This window comes from Pseudorhizobium endolithicum (assembly GCF_902153245.2).
In the GTDB taxonomy this organism is placed as follows: Bacteria; Pseudomonadota; Alphaproteobacteria; order Rhizobiales; family Rhizobiaceae; genus Neorhizobium; species Neorhizobium endolithicum.
The window spans coordinates 20,697-36,803 of sequence record NZ_CABFWF030000013.1; the positions used below are offsets into that span (position 1 = coordinate 20,697).

The following is a 16,107-nucleotide window of genomic DNA, read 5'->3' on the forward strand; positions in this document are numbered from 1 at the left end:
CGGCAACTCGCCTGTTTGCATCGCGGACCAAACACTCTAGAAGGCTGCGGCAACGCGGCCTTTTTTATGCCGCAGCAGGAGACGGGACGGCACATGACGATTAACCTGAAGGACAGGATCGCGCTGGTGACCGGCGCATCGCGCGGCATCGGCTACTTCACCGCACTGGAGCTGGCGAAGGCGGGGGCACACGTCATCGCCTGTGCCCGCACCGTCGGCGGCCTGGAAGAGCTGGATGATGCGATCAAGGCCGAAGGCGGCTCAGCGACGCTCGTTCCCTTCGACCTGACGGACATGCAGGCCATCGACCGTCTCGGCGGCTCGATCTTCGAGCGCTGGGGCAAGCTCGACATCCTCGTCGCCAATGCCGGTATCCTCGGCGTGATCTCCCCCATCGGCCACATAGAGGCGAAAGTGTTCGAAAAGGTGATGCTGACCAACGTCACCGCCACCTGGCGGCTGATCCGCTCCGTCGAGCCGCTGCTGCTGAAGTCCGATGCCGGCCGGGCGCTGGTCCTCTCCTCCGGCGCGGCCCACAAGTGCCGGCCGTTCTGGGCCGCCTACTCAGCCTCCAAGGCCGCAGTCGAAGCACTGGCGCGCACCTGGGCGGCCGAACAGCAAAGGACGGCGCTGCGCGTCAATTCCATCGACCCCGGCGCAACGCGGACCTCCATGCGCGCCCAGGCCATGCCGGGCGAAGACCCCAACACGCTGCCGCACCCCTCCGATGTAGCCAAGGCAATCCTGCCGCTCGCCTCTCCCCAGATGACGGAGACCGGCCGGCTGTTCGTGGTGCGCGACAACAAGTTCGTCGATTACCGCATGCCGGAATGATCGTTGCGGGTCAGGCGGGCTGCGCAAGAGTTGTTCTTCCCCGCCTTGACCGAAGCCCCGCCCCGCGCCATAACTGCCGCATGAAAACGGCGATTTCCATTTGCGGGATCATTATTCGCTAGCGCACCGCGCTGGCCCGGCCGTTTTCGTCTCTCGAAAAGCCTGAAGACAAACGACCCGGTCCAGCCGGTGGCTTGCTGTCAGGAGAATTCGATGAGCGTAACGCTCAAGCTCTACAATACGCTGACCCGGGAAAAGGCCGAGTTCCGCCCGATCGATCCGAACAACGTGCGCATGTATGTGTGTGGTCCGACGGTTTATGATTATGCCCATATCGGCAATGCGCGGCCGGTGATCGTCTTCGACGTGCTCTACCGCCTGCTGCGCCACGTCTACGGGACGGATCAGGTCACCTATGCCCGCAACATCACCGACGTCGACGACAAGATCAACGCGCGCGCGCTGCGCGACCATCCCGGCCTGCCGCTGAACGAGGCGATCCGGCTGGTCACCGAAAAGACCGAGACGCAGTTCCACGATGACGTGAAGGCGCTCGGCTGCCTGGAACCCAATGTCGAGCCTCGGGCGACCGACAACATCGCGCAGATGATCGAGATCATCGAGCGGCTGATTGTCAAGGGTCACGCCTACGTGGCCGAGGGCGAAGTGCTGTTCGACACGAAGTCGATGCGGGACTATGGCCAGTTGTCCAAACGTCCCCTCGACGAGCAACAGGCCGGCGCCAGGATCGCGGTCGACGCCCACAAGAAGAACCCCGGCGATTTCGTCCTGTGGAAGCTCTCCTCCCCCAACGAACCCGGCTGGGAGAGCCCCTGGGGGCGCGGCCGGCCCGGCTGGCACATCGAATGCTCCGCCATGAGCGGCCGCTATCTCGGCGAAGTCTTCGATATCCACGGCGGCGGGCTGGACCTGATCTTCCCGCACCACGAGAACGAGATTGCCCAATCGCGTTGCGCGCACGGCACCGAAGTAATGGCGAATGTCTGGATGCACAACGGCTTCGTGCAGGTCGAAGGCCGCAAGATGTCGAAGTCGGAAGGCAACTTCGTCACGATCTACGACCTGCTGCACACGGAGAAATTCGGCGGACGGCAGTGGCCGGGGGAGGTGCTGCGGCTCGCCATGCTGATGACGCACTACCGGGAGCCGATCGATTTCTCCGTCAAACGGCTGGAGGAGGCAGAGCGCCTGCTTGCCAAGTGGCCGGTCCCGGATTCGCCGGAAGGCGAGCCGGATGCTGCCATCATCGAGACCCTCCGCGACGACCTCAACACGGTTGGCGCAGTGCAGGAACTGCATGCTTTGGCCCAGGCCGCCAAGGCCGATCCGGACAAGCTTCCCGCCTTCGCGGCGAGTGCTGCCCTGCTCGGCGTCCTGCCGAAGAAGACCGAGGTGGACGAGGCCGTCGCGTCCGCGGTGGATGCACTGGTCGAAATGCGGCTCGAAATGCTCAAGGCCAAGAACTTTGCCGAAGCAGACAAGATCCGCGATGATCTCTCCGCCAAGGGCATCCACCTCAAGGACGGCAAGGATCCCGCGACCGGCGGCCGGGTCACGACATGGGAGGTGAAGAGGTGACGGAGCTTCACACGGGTGGCTGCCAGTGCGGCGCCGTGCGCTATCGCGCCGAAGGCGAGATAGGCTGTCCGCATGTCTGCCACTGCCGCATGTGCCAGAAGGCGGCCGGCAACTATTTCATGCCGTTCGGTGGCGTGAGGTACGAGAATTTCACGCTGACCCGCGGGCAGCCGGCGTGGTTCCAGTCTTCCGCAACCGTTCGCCGCGGCTTCTGCGGTCAATGCGGGACGCCGCTCTTCTATGACGGCGGCCACGACCATATCAGCATCACGCTGGGCTCCCTGGATGATCCCCAGAGCGTGAAGCCGGAGCTGCAGACGAACCTGGCGCGCAAGATGAAATGGTTCGGCGAGCTCAATACACTGCCTCACGACCGGCGCATGGACACGTCTGCGGAGGACGATGCCGAGATTGCCAGAAGCAGTTGCCAGCACCCGGATCACGATTCGGAAGGCTGGCCACCGGAGGTACGCTCATGACTGTTCAAGTCTACACAGGCGGGTGCCAGTGCGGTGCCACGCGATTTCGGATCACCGGGCCGGTCAAGGGATCCTCGATCTGCCATTGCCGGATGTGCCAGAAGGCGTTCGGCGCCTTCTTTGCGCCGCTGGTCGATATCGGCGACGCGGAACTTGTCTGGACCCGCGGCGAGCCCAAACATTTCCAGTCTTCCAATCACGTAAAGCGCGGCTTCTGCCCGGAGTGCGGCACTCCCCTCACCTATGAGGCTGCGGACGGCATGGCGGTCGCTACGGGCGCTTTCGACGAGCCCTCCCAACTTGCGCCGACGGTGCAATACGGCATAGAGGGCAGGCTGCCGTTCATGGACAGTCTGCACCGCCTGCCGGAGCGCCACACGATGGATGACATCGAGGCGGCGCCCTTTCTCGCCGACATCGTCTCCCGCCAGCATCCCGATCACGATACAGAAACCTGGCCGGAAGGCGGTACCTCGTGACACAGAATCCGGACACCAAGATGCCGAAATGGCTCCTCTACGGCCTTATCGGAAAAGGCCTGCTGGTGGTGCTGGTTACGGCCGCGATCCTCGCATATGCATTCTTATGATGAAGATCTCGCGGCTAGCCATTGATAACAAGGACTTTTCATATGAATGACATAGCCGATCGCCTGCCGGCGGTCCTCCTCGTCACGGGCGGAGATGCAATGCCGACCTCGATCTGCGCCATGGCGCCGGTACCGGCCTCGTCAGCTCCGGGGGGCCGGGCATGAGCAGCGGTCAAGGAGACCGGAGGCAAGGCATGACCCGTCCGTGGCATCTTCTCGCCCTGGCGCTTGCAGGCGCGGCGGCCCTGATCGGGCTGGACATCTGGACCCAGGGCTTTGGCTCCGGACTCGTCCGCGAGACGGGTGGCATCGAGATGGCCTCTGCCCTCCTCTATGCCTATGCCGCGATCACCTGGCTTTGGACGCGTCCCGGCGACAGCTGGAAAACCTCCTGGGAGCTACCCGCCATCATGTTCCTGATGATGGGCCGCGAACTGGATCTCGACAAGAAGCTGACGAGCATCGGCGTTCTCCGGAGCGATCTCTACCTCACCGACATGGCGCCGATCATGGAGCGTATCTTCGGGGTGATCGCTCTCGTTTTCGTCGCGATCGTCGCATTCCGTGTCATCGCTTCGAACGGACGCGCCTTCATCGACGGCCTGCAGAGGTGGAAGGCGTGGGCATGGGCCTTGGTGGTAGGCATCGGCTTCGCCGTCCTCTCCAAATCCGTGGATGGCATCGGGCGCAAGCTCGCACCCTTCGGCATCACGCTGGAGCAGCATACCAGCCTGCTGATGGTCATCCTCGAGGAACTGCTCGAACTCGGAGTCCCCGTGATGTTCATCGTCGCCGTGATCGCGTCGATCCGCCTCGCCGATCCGACATCCAATCCGCGAAAGTGAGTTTCTGACCATGTCATCCTCTCCCGAAATCCTGCGCACCCTCTATCCGGAGATTGAGCCCTACGCGACCGGCATGCTGGACGTGGGCGACGGCCATTCGATCTACTGGGAGCGGATCGGCACCAAAGGCGCCAAGCCGGCCGTCTTCCTGCATGGAGGCCCGGGCGGCGGCATCAACCCGAACCAGCGCAGGCTGTTCGATCCGGCGCTCTACGACGTCATCCTGTTCGACCAGCGCGGCTGCGGCCGCTCCACCCCCAACGCTTCCCTTGAAGCCAACACGACCTGGCATCTGGTGGCGGATATCGAGCGGCTGCGGGAGATGGTTGGCGTCGAGAAGTGGATGGTCTTCGGCGGTTCCTGGGGATCGACGCTGGCGCTCGCCTATTCCGAGACCCATCCGGAGCGGGTGAGCGAACTCGTCGTGCGCGGCATCTACACCCTCACCAAGGCGGAGCTCGACTGGTACTACCAGTTCGGCGTCTCGGAGATGTTCCCCGACAAGTGGGAGGCCTTCCTCGCGCCGATACCGGAGAACGAGCGCCATGAGCTGATGCATGCCTACCACCGCCGCCTGACCGGCTCCGACCAGGCGGAGCAGCTTCGCGCCGCGAAGGCCTGGAGCCTCTGGGAAGGCTCGACGATCACGCTTCTGCCCGACCACAAGATGCAGGAAGACTTCGCGGAGGACCGCTATGCGGTCGCCTTCGCACGGATCGAGAACCATTTCTTCGTGAATTCCGGTTGGCTGGAGGAAGGGCAGCTGCTGCGCGACGCCCACAAGCTGCGCGGCATCCCGGGAACGATCGTCCACGGCCGCTACGACATGCCCTGCCCGCTGAAATATGCCTGGCAGTTGCACAAGGCCTGGCCGGAGGCGGATTTCCACATCATCGAAGGCGCCGGGCATGCGGTTTCCGAGCCGGGCATCACCGACCGCCTGATCCGGGCGACGGATCGGTTCGCAGGAAAAGCCGCATAGGTGATCAGGCTGCGTTCGACACGCGGCCCCGGAGGAACGAGCACATGACGCGCGAACGCATCCATCTCTTCGACACCACCCTGCGCGACGGGCAGCAAACACCCGGCGTGGACTTCTCGGTCGAGGACAAGATCGCCATATCAAGCATGCTCGACGCATTCGGCTTCGACTATGTCGAGGGGGGGTATCCGGGCGCCAATCCGACGGACACCGCCTTCTTTTCGGAAAAGCGGACCGAGAAGGCCGCCTTCGTCGCCTTCGGGATGACGAAGCGGGCCGGCATCTCGGCATCCAACGATCCGGGCCTTGCGGCACTCTTGCAGGCGAAAAGCGACGCCATCTGTTTCGTCGCCAAGAGCTGGGACTACCACGTGCGCGTGGCGCTCGGCTGCACGAACGAGGAGAACCTCCAATCCATCCGGGAAAGCGTCGAGGCCGCCAGGGCTTCGGGCAAGAAGGCCATGGTTGATTGCGAGCACTTCTTCGACGGCTACAAGGCCAATCCCGACTATGCGCTGGCTTGCGCCAGGACGGCCTACGAGGCGGGGGCACGGTGGGTCGTGCTGTGCGACACCAATGGCGGCACCCAGCCGGCGGAAATCCGCAGGATCGTGGAGACGGTCATTGCGACGGGGATCCCCGGCTCGTCGCTCGGCATTCACGCCCATGACGATACCGGCCAGGCGGTCGCCAATTCGCTGGCCGCCGTCGAGGCGGGTTGTCGGCAAATCCAGGGCACGCTGAACGGTATCGGAGAGCGTTGCGGCAACGCCAATCTGGTGACGCTGGTCGCCAGCCTTTCGCTGAAGGAGGTCTATTCCTGCCGCTTCGAGACGGGGATCGATCCCGAGCGCCTGTCCGGCCTGACCGACCTCAGCCACGCCTTCGATGAGCTTCTGAACCGTTCGCCGAACCATCAGGCGCCCTATGTCGGCGCCTCGGCCTTCGCCACGAAAGCGGGGATCCACGCATCCGCATTGCTGAAGGACCCGAAGACCTACGAGCATGTGCCACCCGAAACGGTCGGCAATTTCCGCAAGGTGATGATCTCCGATCAGGGCGGCAAATCGAACTTCATCAACGCCTTGAAACGGCGCGGCATCGTGGTGCAGAAGGACGACCCGAAGCTCGACCTGCTGATCTCCATCGTCAAGGAACGGGAGGCGACCGGCTATGCCTATGAAGGCGCCGATGCGAGCTTCGAACTTCTTGCCCACCGGACATTGGGAACCATCCCCGAATTCTTCACGGTGGACAGCTTCCGCGTGATGGTCGAGCGGCGCTTCGATGCCAACGGCCGCATCAAGACGGTGTCGGAGGCGGTCGTGAAGCTCGACGTCGACGGCGAGCGCGTGATGTCGGTGGCCGAGGGCGACGGACCGGTCAACGCGCTGGATCTCGCGCTGCGCAAGGACCTGGGCAAGTACCAGGCCGAGATCGCCGACCTCGTGCTCGCCGACTTCAAGGTGCGCATCCTGAACGGCGGAACGGCCGCCATCACGCGCGTGCTTATCGAATCGACCGACGGCGACGGCACGCGCTGGTGGACGGTCGGGGTATCGGAAAACATCATCGACGCCTCGTTCCAGGCGCTGACCGACTCCATCATCTACAAGCTGATGAAGAACCGGCACATGGCAGGCCGGATGGCTGCGGAGTAGTCAGGGCGCCTCTCCGCCGGGGGACGAATTCACGTCGGCGATCAACGCTTCACGCAAATGAATTGGTTCGCCTCAGGCCGTTGGAGTAGATCGGGCGCCAACCGGAAAGACGATCGGAATATCCCATGGCCACCACCGAAGCGCCCGCCGTCGCCAAGAACGAGGATTCCGCGCGAGGTTTTGCTTTTGCCCTTACGGCCTATCTGCTTTGGGGCTTCCTGCCGATCTACATGAAGGCGGTTGCACACATGTCGCCGTTCGAGGTTCTGGCGCACCGCGTCGTGTGGTCCGTGCCCGTGGCGGGTGTCGTGCTGCTGATCCTGCGCCGGACGTCGGAGCTCAAGGCGGCGCTCCGCTCGCCCCGCACGATGATGATGGCAGGTCTCACCGCCGCCCTCATCACGGTGAACTGGGGCATCTATGTCTGGGCGATTTCCGTCGACCGTGCCCTCGACACGGCCCTCGGCTATTTCATCAACCCGCTGTTCAGCATCTTTCTCGCAGCGGTGCTTTTGAAGGAACGGCTGCAGCCGGTGCAACTCGTCGCGATCGTGCTGGTCGTGGTGGCCGTTGCCATCCTGACTTACGATGCCGGCGGCCTCCCGTGGGTCTCGCTGATCCTCACCGTCAGCTGGGGCTTCTATGCCTTTTTCCGCAAGACGCTTCCCGTCGGGCCGAACCAGGGCTTCTTCCTTGAGGTGCTGATCCTCAGCCCCGCGGCGCTCGCCTACATCATCTATGCGGAGACCTCCGGCAGCGGACATCTGATCAACACAAGTCTCTCCGATACGCTGCTGCTCGTTGCCAGCGGGCTGGTGACGGCCGGGCCGCTGATGATCTACGCCAACGGGGCGAAGCTGCTGCGGCTGTCAACGATCGGCATCATGCAGTACATCGCCCCCACCATGATCTTCCTGATCGCAGTCTTCGTTTTCCACGAGCCGCTCAGCATGGTGAAGCTCGGCGCCTTCATGCTGATCTGGGCGGCGCTCGCAATCTATTCCTGGGCGATGCTGCGTCCGGGCCGTCACGCCTGACGCCGGCCCCGGAAGCATGACGAGGATCGCCTCCTAGAGGCGCGAGATCACGGCCGCCTCGCCGGATGCGGGAGTGCGGGCGCCAGCCCGGTCCAGGATGGCCGGAACGATGTCCTCGACGTCGTCGATCACCATCGGCTGCACGAGATGGGCGCGGTGGATGAAGCCCTGCTCACGCATATGCTCGACGAGATCGAGCATGGGCTTCCAGAAGCCGCCGATATTGGCGAAGACCATCGGCTTTTCATGGCGTCCGAGCTGTGCCCAGGTCATGATCTCAACGATCTCCTCGACCGTTCCGATGCCGCCGGGAAGCGTCACGAAGGCGTCCGAGCGCTCGAACATGGCATGCTTGCGCGCATGCATGTCCTCCGTGACGATCAGTTCGTCGAGCTGGCCGAGAGAATGACGCGTGGCCTCCATGTCCACGAGGAATTCTGGTATGATGCCCGTCACCTGGCCGCCATGGGCGAGGACACCCGCCGCCACTGCGCCCATGATGCCCTTGGTGCCGCCACCATAGACCAGCCGAAGCCCGTGGGCGGCGATGGATTTTCCAAGCGCGCGACCGGCTGCGAGGTAGGCAGGATCGCGACCGGGCTGGGAGCCGCAATAGACGCAGATTGACTGAATGGGCAATTATCTACTCCAGAAGGGTCATGAGGGCGAACCGCGAGCGCGGCCATGTGCAAAAGTGGTCGCAAATGGAAGCAACCGCAAGCCCGAAGGGACTGAAAAGCTTGTGAAGCCAGTAGGAAAGAGTTAATTCCTGACAGGCGGCACTCTTTCGCCCGGAGACGTATGAACATGAGAAATCGCGCCGGTTGGCTGGCACTTTTCGTCCTTGCCGCAGCAACCCTGCTGATGGTCTTTTTCGTGCTGCCGCGAATTTCCGACGAGGGCGACCAGATCTCGGAGGCGATCAACAGCGCCGGCGAGACCGTCAAGGACGCCGTGAGCGAAAAGATGCCGGCGCCGGAAACAGCCAGGCAAGAACCGCCGGAGGTTGCCTCCGCGCCGTCGGGAAGCGCGGCTGAAAGCGCGCCCCAGCAACCTGCGCCAGCCGCCAATCCACCTGCAGAGGCTGCGAATGCCTCCATCGTTCCCGCTTTCGACGTCCTTCGCGTCGAGCCGAACGGCTCCACCGTCATCGCCGGCCGCGCCGAGCCGGACGCCACCGTGGAAGTGGCATCCGGAGACAAGGTCGTGGCCACCGTCAGGGCCGGGGCGAGCGGCGACTTCGCACTGGTGCTGGACCAGCCGCTGCCCGCCGGCGACCATCAACTGGTGCTGCGCGCAACGGGCAAGGCCGGCCAGCCGGTGGTTTCCGAGGAGACGGCTACCGTCTCCGTCCCTGAAAACGCAGAAGGAAAGCTGCTCGCCATGGTGACGAAGCCAGGCAAGGCGAGCCGGCTCATCAACATACCGGCCGCCGGCATCGATCCCTCCGCGACGCCGGCTGCGGCTTCGACGGGAGACGGCACAGCACCTTCGCCGGCACTGCCCGCCCTCCCCGGCGCGGCTTCGGATCTCGTCGCCACGGCCCCGCCGGTCGCGCCGGTCGCGCCGGCCACCTCTCCCGGCGCCGATCAGGCTCCCACAGCCGCCGCGGACATCCAGGTAACGGCCGTCGAAATCGAGGGAAGCCGGCTGTTCATCGCCGGGCGGGCGCCTTCCGGCGCCTCCCTGCTCGGCTTTGCCAACGACCAGTCCATCGGCCGCGCCAAGGCGACCGACGAAGGGAATTTCGTCATCGAAGGCAGCATCGACCTTTCGGTCGGCAACCACATCATCGGCGTGGAACTGCTGGACAGCGCCGGAAAGACGGCGCTTCGCGTCGAGGTTCCTTTCAACCGGCCGGCCGGCGCCCAGGTCGCGGCCGTGGCGGGACAGGAGGGACCCGATGCCGTTTCGGCGATCGACGGCGGCGCCTTCGACAAGCTGCGGAACGAAGCCGGCCGCGCGTTCGCGCTGCTGAAGGGGCTATACCAGGGCGGCCGGCAGCCGACGCCGGAGGAACTCGCCGCCGCCCGCTCGGCCACCGCAATCGCCCTGAAATCGCTCTCGGAGTACCGCCTTCCCGCAGGGGCCGGGGCCGCCGCGCGCGAGATCGTCGAGCAGACGGCAAAACAGTCAGGTGGAGCCCTGGCTGCGCTTGACGGACTTCCGCCGGGACCCGAGGCGATCGGGGCCAAGCTTCCCGAGCTGGCTTCCGCGATCGAGGCCGCCGTAGGGCCGGTAATCGCGGAAAGCACGGAGAACGGCGACACAAGTGCCTCCCCACAGCAGACGGCCGAAGCGGGCCCGAAGACCATCGAGCAGGCGCCGCTGACCCAGGCGCGCAATTCCGTGATCATCCGCCGGGGCGACACGCTTTGGCAGATTTCCAGACGCGTCTACGGTCAGGGCGTCCGCTATACCACCATCTACCTGGCGAACCAGGACCAGATCAACAATCCCGACCTGATCGAGCCCGGCCAGATATTCGGCGTGCCCGACGAGGCCTTGCCGGATGCGGAGGAACTGCACCGCAAGCGTCTGCAGAAGCAGCAACGCTGACGCATTCGAGAGCATTTCATTGATCAGGGGCGGAGAGATCCGCCCCTCTGCTTTCGTGGCACGGCTTGCCGGCCATTGCATCACCGCCCGCCCCGTCCTATGTGCGGAAGCAAGCGGCGGCCGCCCTCCGGAGACTTAGATGGCAGTAACAAAGAAGACCGTCTCGGCGGATTCCAGCAATCCGCTCGGGACGCTGGTGAACCTGTGGCCCTATATGTGGCCGCATGGTCGGGGTGACCTGAAACGCCGGGTCGTATGGGCGACTGTCTTCCTGTTCCTTGCAAAGCTTGTGCTGCTCGGCGTGCCTTACTTCTTCAAATGGGCGACGGATGCCCTGAACGGCAATCTCGACATGGCGGGCGTGCTGCCCGCCTTCCTCCTCGGCGCCGTCGTTCTCGTCATCGCCTACAACCTGACCCGCATCTTCCAGGTCGGCCTCAACCAGCTGCGCGACGCTCTCTTCGCGAGTGTCGGCCAGCATGCGGTGCGGCAGCTGGCCTACAAGACCTTCGTGCACATGCACACGCTGTCGCTGCGCTTCCACCTGGAGCGCAAGACCGGCGGGCTGTCGCGCATCATCGAGCGCGGCACGAAGGGCATCGAGACGATCGTCCGCTTCACGATCCTCAACTCGGTGCCGACCTTCATCGAGTTCCTGCTGACCGCGGTGATCTTCTGGTTCAGCTACGGCTTTTCCTATGTCGCCATCACGGCCGCAACCGTCTGGGCCTATGTCTGGTTCACCGTCCGGGCGAGCGACTGGCGCATCGCCATCCGCCGCTCCATGAACGACAGCGATACGGACGCGAATACGAAGGCGATCGATTCGCTCCTCAACTTCGAGACCGTGAAATATTTCGGCAACGAGGAGATGGAGGCGCGGCGCTTCGATGCCTCCATGGCGCGCTACGAAAAGTCGGCCACGCAGGTCTGGACCTCCCTCGGCTGGCTGAACTTCGGCCAGGGCGTCATCTTCGGTCTCGGCATGACGGTGATGATGGTCATGTCCGCCCTGGCCGTCCAGCGGGGCGAGCAGACCATCGGCGACTTCGTCTTCGTCAATGCTCTGCTGCTGCAGCTTTCCGTGCCGCTCAACTTCATCGGCTTCGTCTACCGCGAAATCCGCCAGGGGCTGACCGATATCGAGCAGATGTTCGACCTCCTGGAAGTCGAGGCGGAAGTGGTGGACCATCCGGACGCGCGGCCCTTGGATATCCACCAGGGCGCGATCGCCTTCCGCGATGTACATTTTTCCTATGATCCCGAGCGGCCGATCCTCAAAGGGATTTCGTTCGACGTGCCGGCCGGCAAGACGGTGGCGATCGTCGGGCCTTCGGGAGCCGGCAAATCCACGATATCGCGCCTGCTCTACCGCTTCTACGATGTCCAGAAGGGCGCCATCACCATCGACGGGCAGGATATCCGCGAGGTGACGCAGAAATCGCTGCGGGCGGCGATCGGTATGGTTCCGCAGGACACCGTCCTCTTCAACGACACCATCGCCTACAACATCCGGTACGGCCGTCCTTCCGCAACGGAGGAAGAGGTGCATGCGGCCGCCGAGGTCGCGCAGATCGGATCGTTCATCGAGAGCCTGCCGCATGGTTACGAAACGATGGTCGGCGAACGCGGCCTCAAGCTCTCCGGCGGCGAAAAGCAGCGCGTGGCAATCGCGCGGACGATCCTGAAGGCGCCGCCGATCCTCATTCTGGACGAGGCCACCTCGGCCCTCGACACCACGACCGAACACGAGATACAGGCGGCGCTGGACGTCGTCTCGAAGAACCGGACCACCCTGGTGATCGCCCACCGGCTCTCCACGGTCATCAATGCGGACGAAATCATCGTGCTGCGCGACGGCGGCATCGCCGAGCGCGGAACCCATGCGGACCTGCTTGCCCAGGACGGCCTCTACGCTTCCATGTGGAACCGCCAGCGCGAGGCAACGCAGGCCGAGGAGCATCTGCGGAAGGTGCGGGAGAGCGACGACCTCGGCGTCATCGCGCGCGGCACCCCAGCGGCAGAATGAGAAGGATAGAGTGACGTGAGATATTCGACCAAACGCATGATTATTGCCGGCAGCATCGCCCTTGCCTACGCTCTCGTTCTCATCTTCTACGGATCGCCGCTGCTGGCGCTGACGACCTGGCTTGGATGGGTGGAGCCCCAATAGGCGGCCGAGCCGCCCCGCCCTGTCTGCGCCGCTCTCTGCCGCGCGGAACCGCATTGCCCCCCAAACTGTTTGCCTGTAGTCAGCGAAAGCCGACACCTTGAGGAGAACCGGGTTGATCAATCTGTTCGACACCATCCGCAACACGCTCGTTCCGATTCACAAAGAAGGCTACGTCTTCGTCGCGGCGTTCTTCATCGCATCGCTGATCCTCGGATGGATCGCCGAGCCGCTATTCTGGATCGGCCTCGTCCTGACGCTCTGGTGCGCCTATTTCTTCCGCGACCCGGAGCGGGTCGTGCCGCAGGACGACGACCTTGTGCTCAGCCCCGCGGACGGCCGCGTCTCCTCCGTCCAGATGGTCGTACCTCCGGCGGAGCTGAACCTCGGCACGGAGCCGATGCTGCGCATTTCGGTGTTCATGAACGTCTTCGACTGCCACATCAACCGCTCGCCGGTGCGCGGCCAGGTGACGGACATCCAGTACCGCGCCGGCCAGTTCATCAATGCCGAGCTCGACAAGGCGAGCGAAGACAACGAACGCAACAGCATGGTGATCGAGACCCGCCATGGCAGGATCGGCGTCGTGCAGATCGCAGGCCTCGTGGCACGCCGCATCGTCTGCTGGGTGAAGCCGACGGAGCCGGTCAATGCCGGCGAGCGCTTTGGCCTGATCCGCTTCGGCTCCCGTCTCGATGTCCTCCTGCCGGCCGGTGCGCAGCCGCGCGTTTCCGTCGGGCAGAGGACCTATGGCGGGGAGACCGTCATTGCCGAGTTCGGCTCGACCAAGGGCCCGACGATCAGCCGCCGCAGCTAAGCGTTCAGGAGTTCTTATGGAGACGCCTGTTTCCCCACCAGAGACACCCCGGCCAGACACGAGCGGGAGGGGTCCCCGGCTGCGGGAAATTCCGATCCGCCTGATGGTGCCGAACCTCATCACGGTGCTCGCCATCTGCGCCGGCCTGACGGGTATCCGACTGGCCTTCGAAGGGCGGTACGAGCTTGCGGTATCGATGGTGCTCCTTGCCGCCTTCCTCGACGGCATCGACGGCAGGATCGCGCGCCTTCTCAAGGCGACGTCGCGATTTGGCGTCCAGATGGACTCGCTCGCCGACATCATCAACTTCGGCGTAGCACCCGCTCTCGTCTCCTATGCCTTCCTGCTCGACCACGCCCGCTCCTTCGGCTGGATCGCGGCCCTCATCTATGCGATCGCCGCCGGGCTGCGGCTTGCGCGCTTCAACGTCATGGAAGAGCGCCAGGAGAAGGCTGCGTGGCAATCGGAATTCTTCGTGGGTGTGCCGGCGCCATTGGGGGCGGTGCTGGTGCTGCTGCCCGTCTATCTCGGATTTCTCGGCGTCGATCCCTCTCCCGTCTTCGTCTATTGCAGCGTCGCCTACACGATCCTCATCGGCTATCTCCTCGTCAGCCGCCTCCCGGTATGGTCGGGTAAATCGCAGACGAAGGTCCGGCGGGACCTGATGCTGCCGTTCCTGCTGGTGATGGTCCTCTATGTCGCACTCTTGATGAGCTATACGTGGCAGGTGCTGGTCGTGACCGTCGTGGCCTACCTCGCCTTCCTGCCGTTCAGCGCCCGGCTCTGGCAACGGCGCTACGGCACGCTCACGATCGAGGACGATAACGCTTCGGTGTAACCCACTGCGGCAGACATGCATCACTTCCGGACCATTATGGTCCGGCGTCTCCCCGCCTATGACGCTCCTTGTTCCGCCGCCACTATTTGGCCGGCTTTGCAGACGAAATCCCCGCCCGCATTTATTCGCACCCTTAATCATACGGCGAGGAGACAGATCATGAGCAACGAACCGGCAGCCGCCGAACAGACGAAAGCGGAACAAGCCCTTCCCTACCGGCCGCTGGCCCTGAAGGCCGTCGTCGCAGCAGCCCTGATGCTGAAGCCGAAGCCGGCCCTGAAGTCTGCAGGCTGACGGCTCGCCTACTGTCCGAGGCTGAGCAGCAGGCCTATGGCCAGCACGCTCATGACGAGCCCAATCAGGACGTCGAGTACCCGCCACGCGGCGGGTTTTGCGAACAATGGCGCGAGCAGCCGCGCACCGTAGCCGAGGCCGAAGAACCAGACGAAGGACGACAGCGCCGCTCCGGCGCCGTAAGCGAAACGTTCGCGTCCTTCGAAGGCCGCCGACAGGCTTCCCAGGAGAACGACCGTATCGAGATAGACGTGCGGGTTGAGGAAGGTGAAGGCCAGACATGCCAGAACCGCCGCCTTCAAGCCGAGACCTTCGGGTGCGCCCGCGACCATGGCCGCGGGACGCCAGGCACGGCGGAACGCCATGAAGGCATAGCCTGCCAGAAACGCCGCGCCGCCCAGGGTGACGATCGTGATCAGCGTGGGCGACCGGGCGACGAGGGTGCCGAGACCGGCCACGCCAGCGGTGATCAGCAAGGCGTCCGAAAGCGCGCAGATCAGGCAGAGGATGAAGACGTGGCTGCGGATCAAGCCCTGCCGGAGGATAAAGGCGTTCTGCGCCCCGATCGCGATGATGAGCGAGGCGCCGAGCGCGAAGCCGGAAAGTGCTGCGGAGAACATCAAGAACGTCCTGGAACCGAGGAAGGATCAGAAGAGCGACATCTGTGCCGCGGCCTTGGGAGGCGGATCCTGCGGTTCTGCCAGGATGATCGGCTTCTGGAGTTCCGGACCCATATTGGCGACCCTGTTGACGAGATTGGAAACCGGCACCGCTTCGAAAAGCTCCTCCGGCGCCGGCTGCAGGAGATCGGCCACCTCCCGCGGCTCCTGCGTCCTGCAGTCCAGCCAGCGTGAGAATTCCTGCGGCGGAATGACGACGGGCATCCGGTCGTGGATACCGCGGAGGGTCGCATTGGCCCTCGTGGTCAAGATTGCGGCCGTGTCCATTTCCGAGCCGTCGGCGGAGGCATAGGTCTCCATCAGCCCGCCGAATGCAACAAGACCGCCTTTGCGCGACCTTATCCAATAGGGTTGCGCCGGCAGTCCCGTTTCCTTCGCGGGCCGGCGCCATTCGTAGAAGCCGGACGCCGGGACGAGAACGCGCCTGTGGCGCATCGCGCCCCGGAAGGATGCCTTCTCCGGAGCCGTTTCCGCCCTGGCATTGATGAGCAGCGGAAAGTCCCGGACATCCTTTACCCAGCCGGGTAGGAAGCCCCAGCGGGCCAGCAGCGCCCGCCGCCGAGGCAGGTTGCTCCCCGGCCGATGATGCTCCTCGGCCGCGACAACAAGAACCGGCTGCGTCGGTGCGATGTTGTACCTCGCCGGGAAGTCGTCGATGTCGATGACACCGAGGAAATCCAGGACCTCCTTCGACGTCGCGGTCAGCGCATAGCGTCCACACAT

Annotated in this window: 18 protein-coding genes; 15 read left to right on the plus strand and 3 right to left on the minus strand. The window is 64.2% G+C overall.

Annotation, left to right across the window (positions count from 1 at the left end; translation table 11 throughout):
• Nucleotides 1-93: 93 nt before the first annotated feature.
• The 9 genes from RTCK_RS13235 to rarD all read left to right on the plus strand — a co-directional run bounded on the left by RTCK_RS13235 (nt 94) and on the right by rarD (nt 8,026).
• Nucleotides 94-834 carry an SDR family NAD(P)-dependent oxidoreductase gene (locus tag RTCK_RS13235; RefSeq protein ID WP_142593142.1) on the plus strand — a complete coding sequence of 247 codons (741 nt, stop codon included), beginning with the start codon at nt 94-96 and terminating at the stop codon, nt 832-834.
• Nucleotides 835-1,047: 213 nt separating this feature from the next.
• Entirely contained in the window at nt 1,048-2,433 is a 1,386-nt protein-coding gene (gene cysS / locus RTCK_RS13240) for a cysteine--tRNA ligase (protein ID WP_142593143.1), read from the plus strand.
• Nucleotides 2,415-2,912: a GFA family protein gene (locus tag RTCK_RS13245; RefSeq protein WP_142593144.1), complete on the plus strand. Its 498-nt coding sequence runs from the start codon at nt 2,415-2,417 to the stop codon at nt 2,910-2,912. The genes cysS and RTCK_RS13245 overlap by 19 nt, the downstream gene beginning before the upstream one ends.
• On the plus strand, nt 2,909-3,391 hold the full coding sequence (locus RTCK_RS13250) for a GFA family protein (protein WP_142593145.1): 483 nt from the start codon (nt 2,909-2,911) through the stop codon (nt 3,389-3,391). The genes RTCK_RS13245 and RTCK_RS13250 overlap by 4 nt, the downstream gene beginning before the upstream one ends.
• Nucleotides 3,392-3,543: 152 nt before the next feature.
• On the plus strand, nt 3,544-3,666 hold the full coding sequence (locus tag RTCK_RS21030) for a hypothetical protein (RefSeq protein WP_268963131.1): 123 nt from the start codon (nt 3,544-3,546) through the stop codon (nt 3,664-3,666).
• Nucleotides 3,667-3,695: 29 nt separating this feature from the next.
• Nucleotides 3,696-4,346, plus strand: coding sequence for a hypothetical protein (locus RTCK_RS13255; protein WP_142593146.1), 651 nt, complete (start codon nt 3,696-3,698; stop codon nt 4,344-4,346).
• Nucleotides 4,347-4,356: 10 nt separating this feature from the next.
• Complete coding sequence (gene pip, locus RTCK_RS13260; protein ID WP_142593147.1) at nt 4,357-5,328, plus strand: prolyl aminopeptidase; 972 nt, start codon at nt 4,357-4,359, stop codon at nt 5,326-5,328.
• A 44-nt stretch (nt 5,329-5,372) separates the two neighbouring features.
• Entirely contained in the window at nt 5,373-6,989 is a 1,617-nt protein-coding gene (cimA, locus tag RTCK_RS13265; protein ID WP_142593148.1) for a citramalate synthase, read from the plus strand.
• A 125-nt stretch (nt 6,990-7,114) separates the two neighbouring features.
• The gene (rarD, locus tag RTCK_RS13270; RefSeq protein WP_142593149.1) at nt 7,115-8,026 is read left to right on the plus strand and encodes an EamA family transporter RarD; all 912 of its coding nucleotides are present in this window, start codon (nt 7,115-7,117) and stop codon (nt 8,024-8,026) included.
• Nucleotides 8,027-8,059: 33 nt separating this feature from the next.
• Here rarD and RTCK_RS13275 read toward each other — a convergent pair whose 3' ends face one another.
• Complete coding sequence (locus RTCK_RS13275; RefSeq protein ID WP_142593150.1) at nt 8,060-8,665, minus strand: LOG family protein; 606 nt, start codon at nt 8,663-8,665, stop codon at nt 8,060-8,062.
• 168 nt (nt 8,666-8,833) lie between these two features.
• Here RTCK_RS13275 and RTCK_RS13280 point away from each other — a divergent pair, with 168 nt between their 5' ends.
• The 6 genes from RTCK_RS13280 to RTCK_RS21040 all read left to right on the plus strand — a co-directional run bounded on the left by RTCK_RS13280 (nt 8,834) and on the right by RTCK_RS21040 (nt 14,704).
• A complete protein-coding gene (locus RTCK_RS13280) occupies nt 8,834-10,585 on the plus strand; it encodes an Ig-like domain-containing protein (protein WP_142593151.1) in 1,752 nt (583 codons plus the stop codon).
• Between the two features lie 139 nt (nt 10,586-10,724).
• Nucleotides 10,725-12,614, plus strand: a complete 1,890-nt coding sequence (locus tag RTCK_RS13285) for an ABCB family ABC transporter ATP-binding protein/permease (RefSeq protein ID WP_142593152.1) — start codon at nt 10,725-10,727, stop codon at nt 12,612-12,614.
• Between the two features lie 15 nt (nt 12,615-12,629).
• The gene (locus RTCK_RS21035) at nt 12,630-12,758 is read left to right on the plus strand and encodes a hypothetical protein (protein ID WP_268963132.1); all 129 of its coding nucleotides are present in this window, start codon (nt 12,630-12,632) and stop codon (nt 12,756-12,758) included.
• 115 nt (nt 12,759-12,873) lie between these two features.
• Nucleotides 12,874-13,572: a phosphatidylserine decarboxylase gene (locus tag RTCK_RS13290; RefSeq protein WP_142522906.1), complete on the plus strand. Its 699-nt coding sequence runs from the start codon at nt 12,874-12,876 to the stop codon at nt 13,570-13,572.
• A 16-nt stretch (nt 13,573-13,588) separates the two neighbouring features.
• On the plus strand, nt 13,589-14,410 hold the full coding sequence (gene pssA / locus RTCK_RS13295; protein ID WP_142521209.1) for a CDP-diacylglycerol--serine O-phosphatidyltransferase: 822 nt from the start codon (nt 13,589-13,591) through the stop codon (nt 14,408-14,410).
• Between the two features lie 159 nt (nt 14,411-14,569).
• The gene (locus RTCK_RS21040) at nt 14,570-14,704 is read left to right on the plus strand and encodes a hypothetical protein (RefSeq protein ID WP_268963133.1); all 135 of its coding nucleotides are present in this window, start codon (nt 14,570-14,572) and stop codon (nt 14,702-14,704) included.
• 8 nt (nt 14,705-14,712) lie between these two features.
• Here the strand turns inward: RTCK_RS21040 and RTCK_RS13300 are convergent, their stop codons facing one another.
• Together RTCK_RS13300 and RTCK_RS13305 are read right to left on the minus strand one after the other, a co-directional pair.
• On the minus strand, nt 14,713-15,324 hold the full coding sequence (locus RTCK_RS13300; RefSeq protein ID WP_142593153.1) for a LysE/ArgO family amino acid transporter: 612 nt from the start codon (nt 15,322-15,324) through the stop codon (nt 14,713-14,715).
• A 27-nt stretch (nt 15,325-15,351) separates the two neighbouring features.
• Nucleotides 15,352-16,107 (minus strand): SOS response-associated peptidase, encoded by a 756-nt coding sequence (locus tag RTCK_RS13305; protein WP_142593154.1) that lies wholly within the window; start codon nt 16,105-16,107, stop codon nt 15,352-15,354.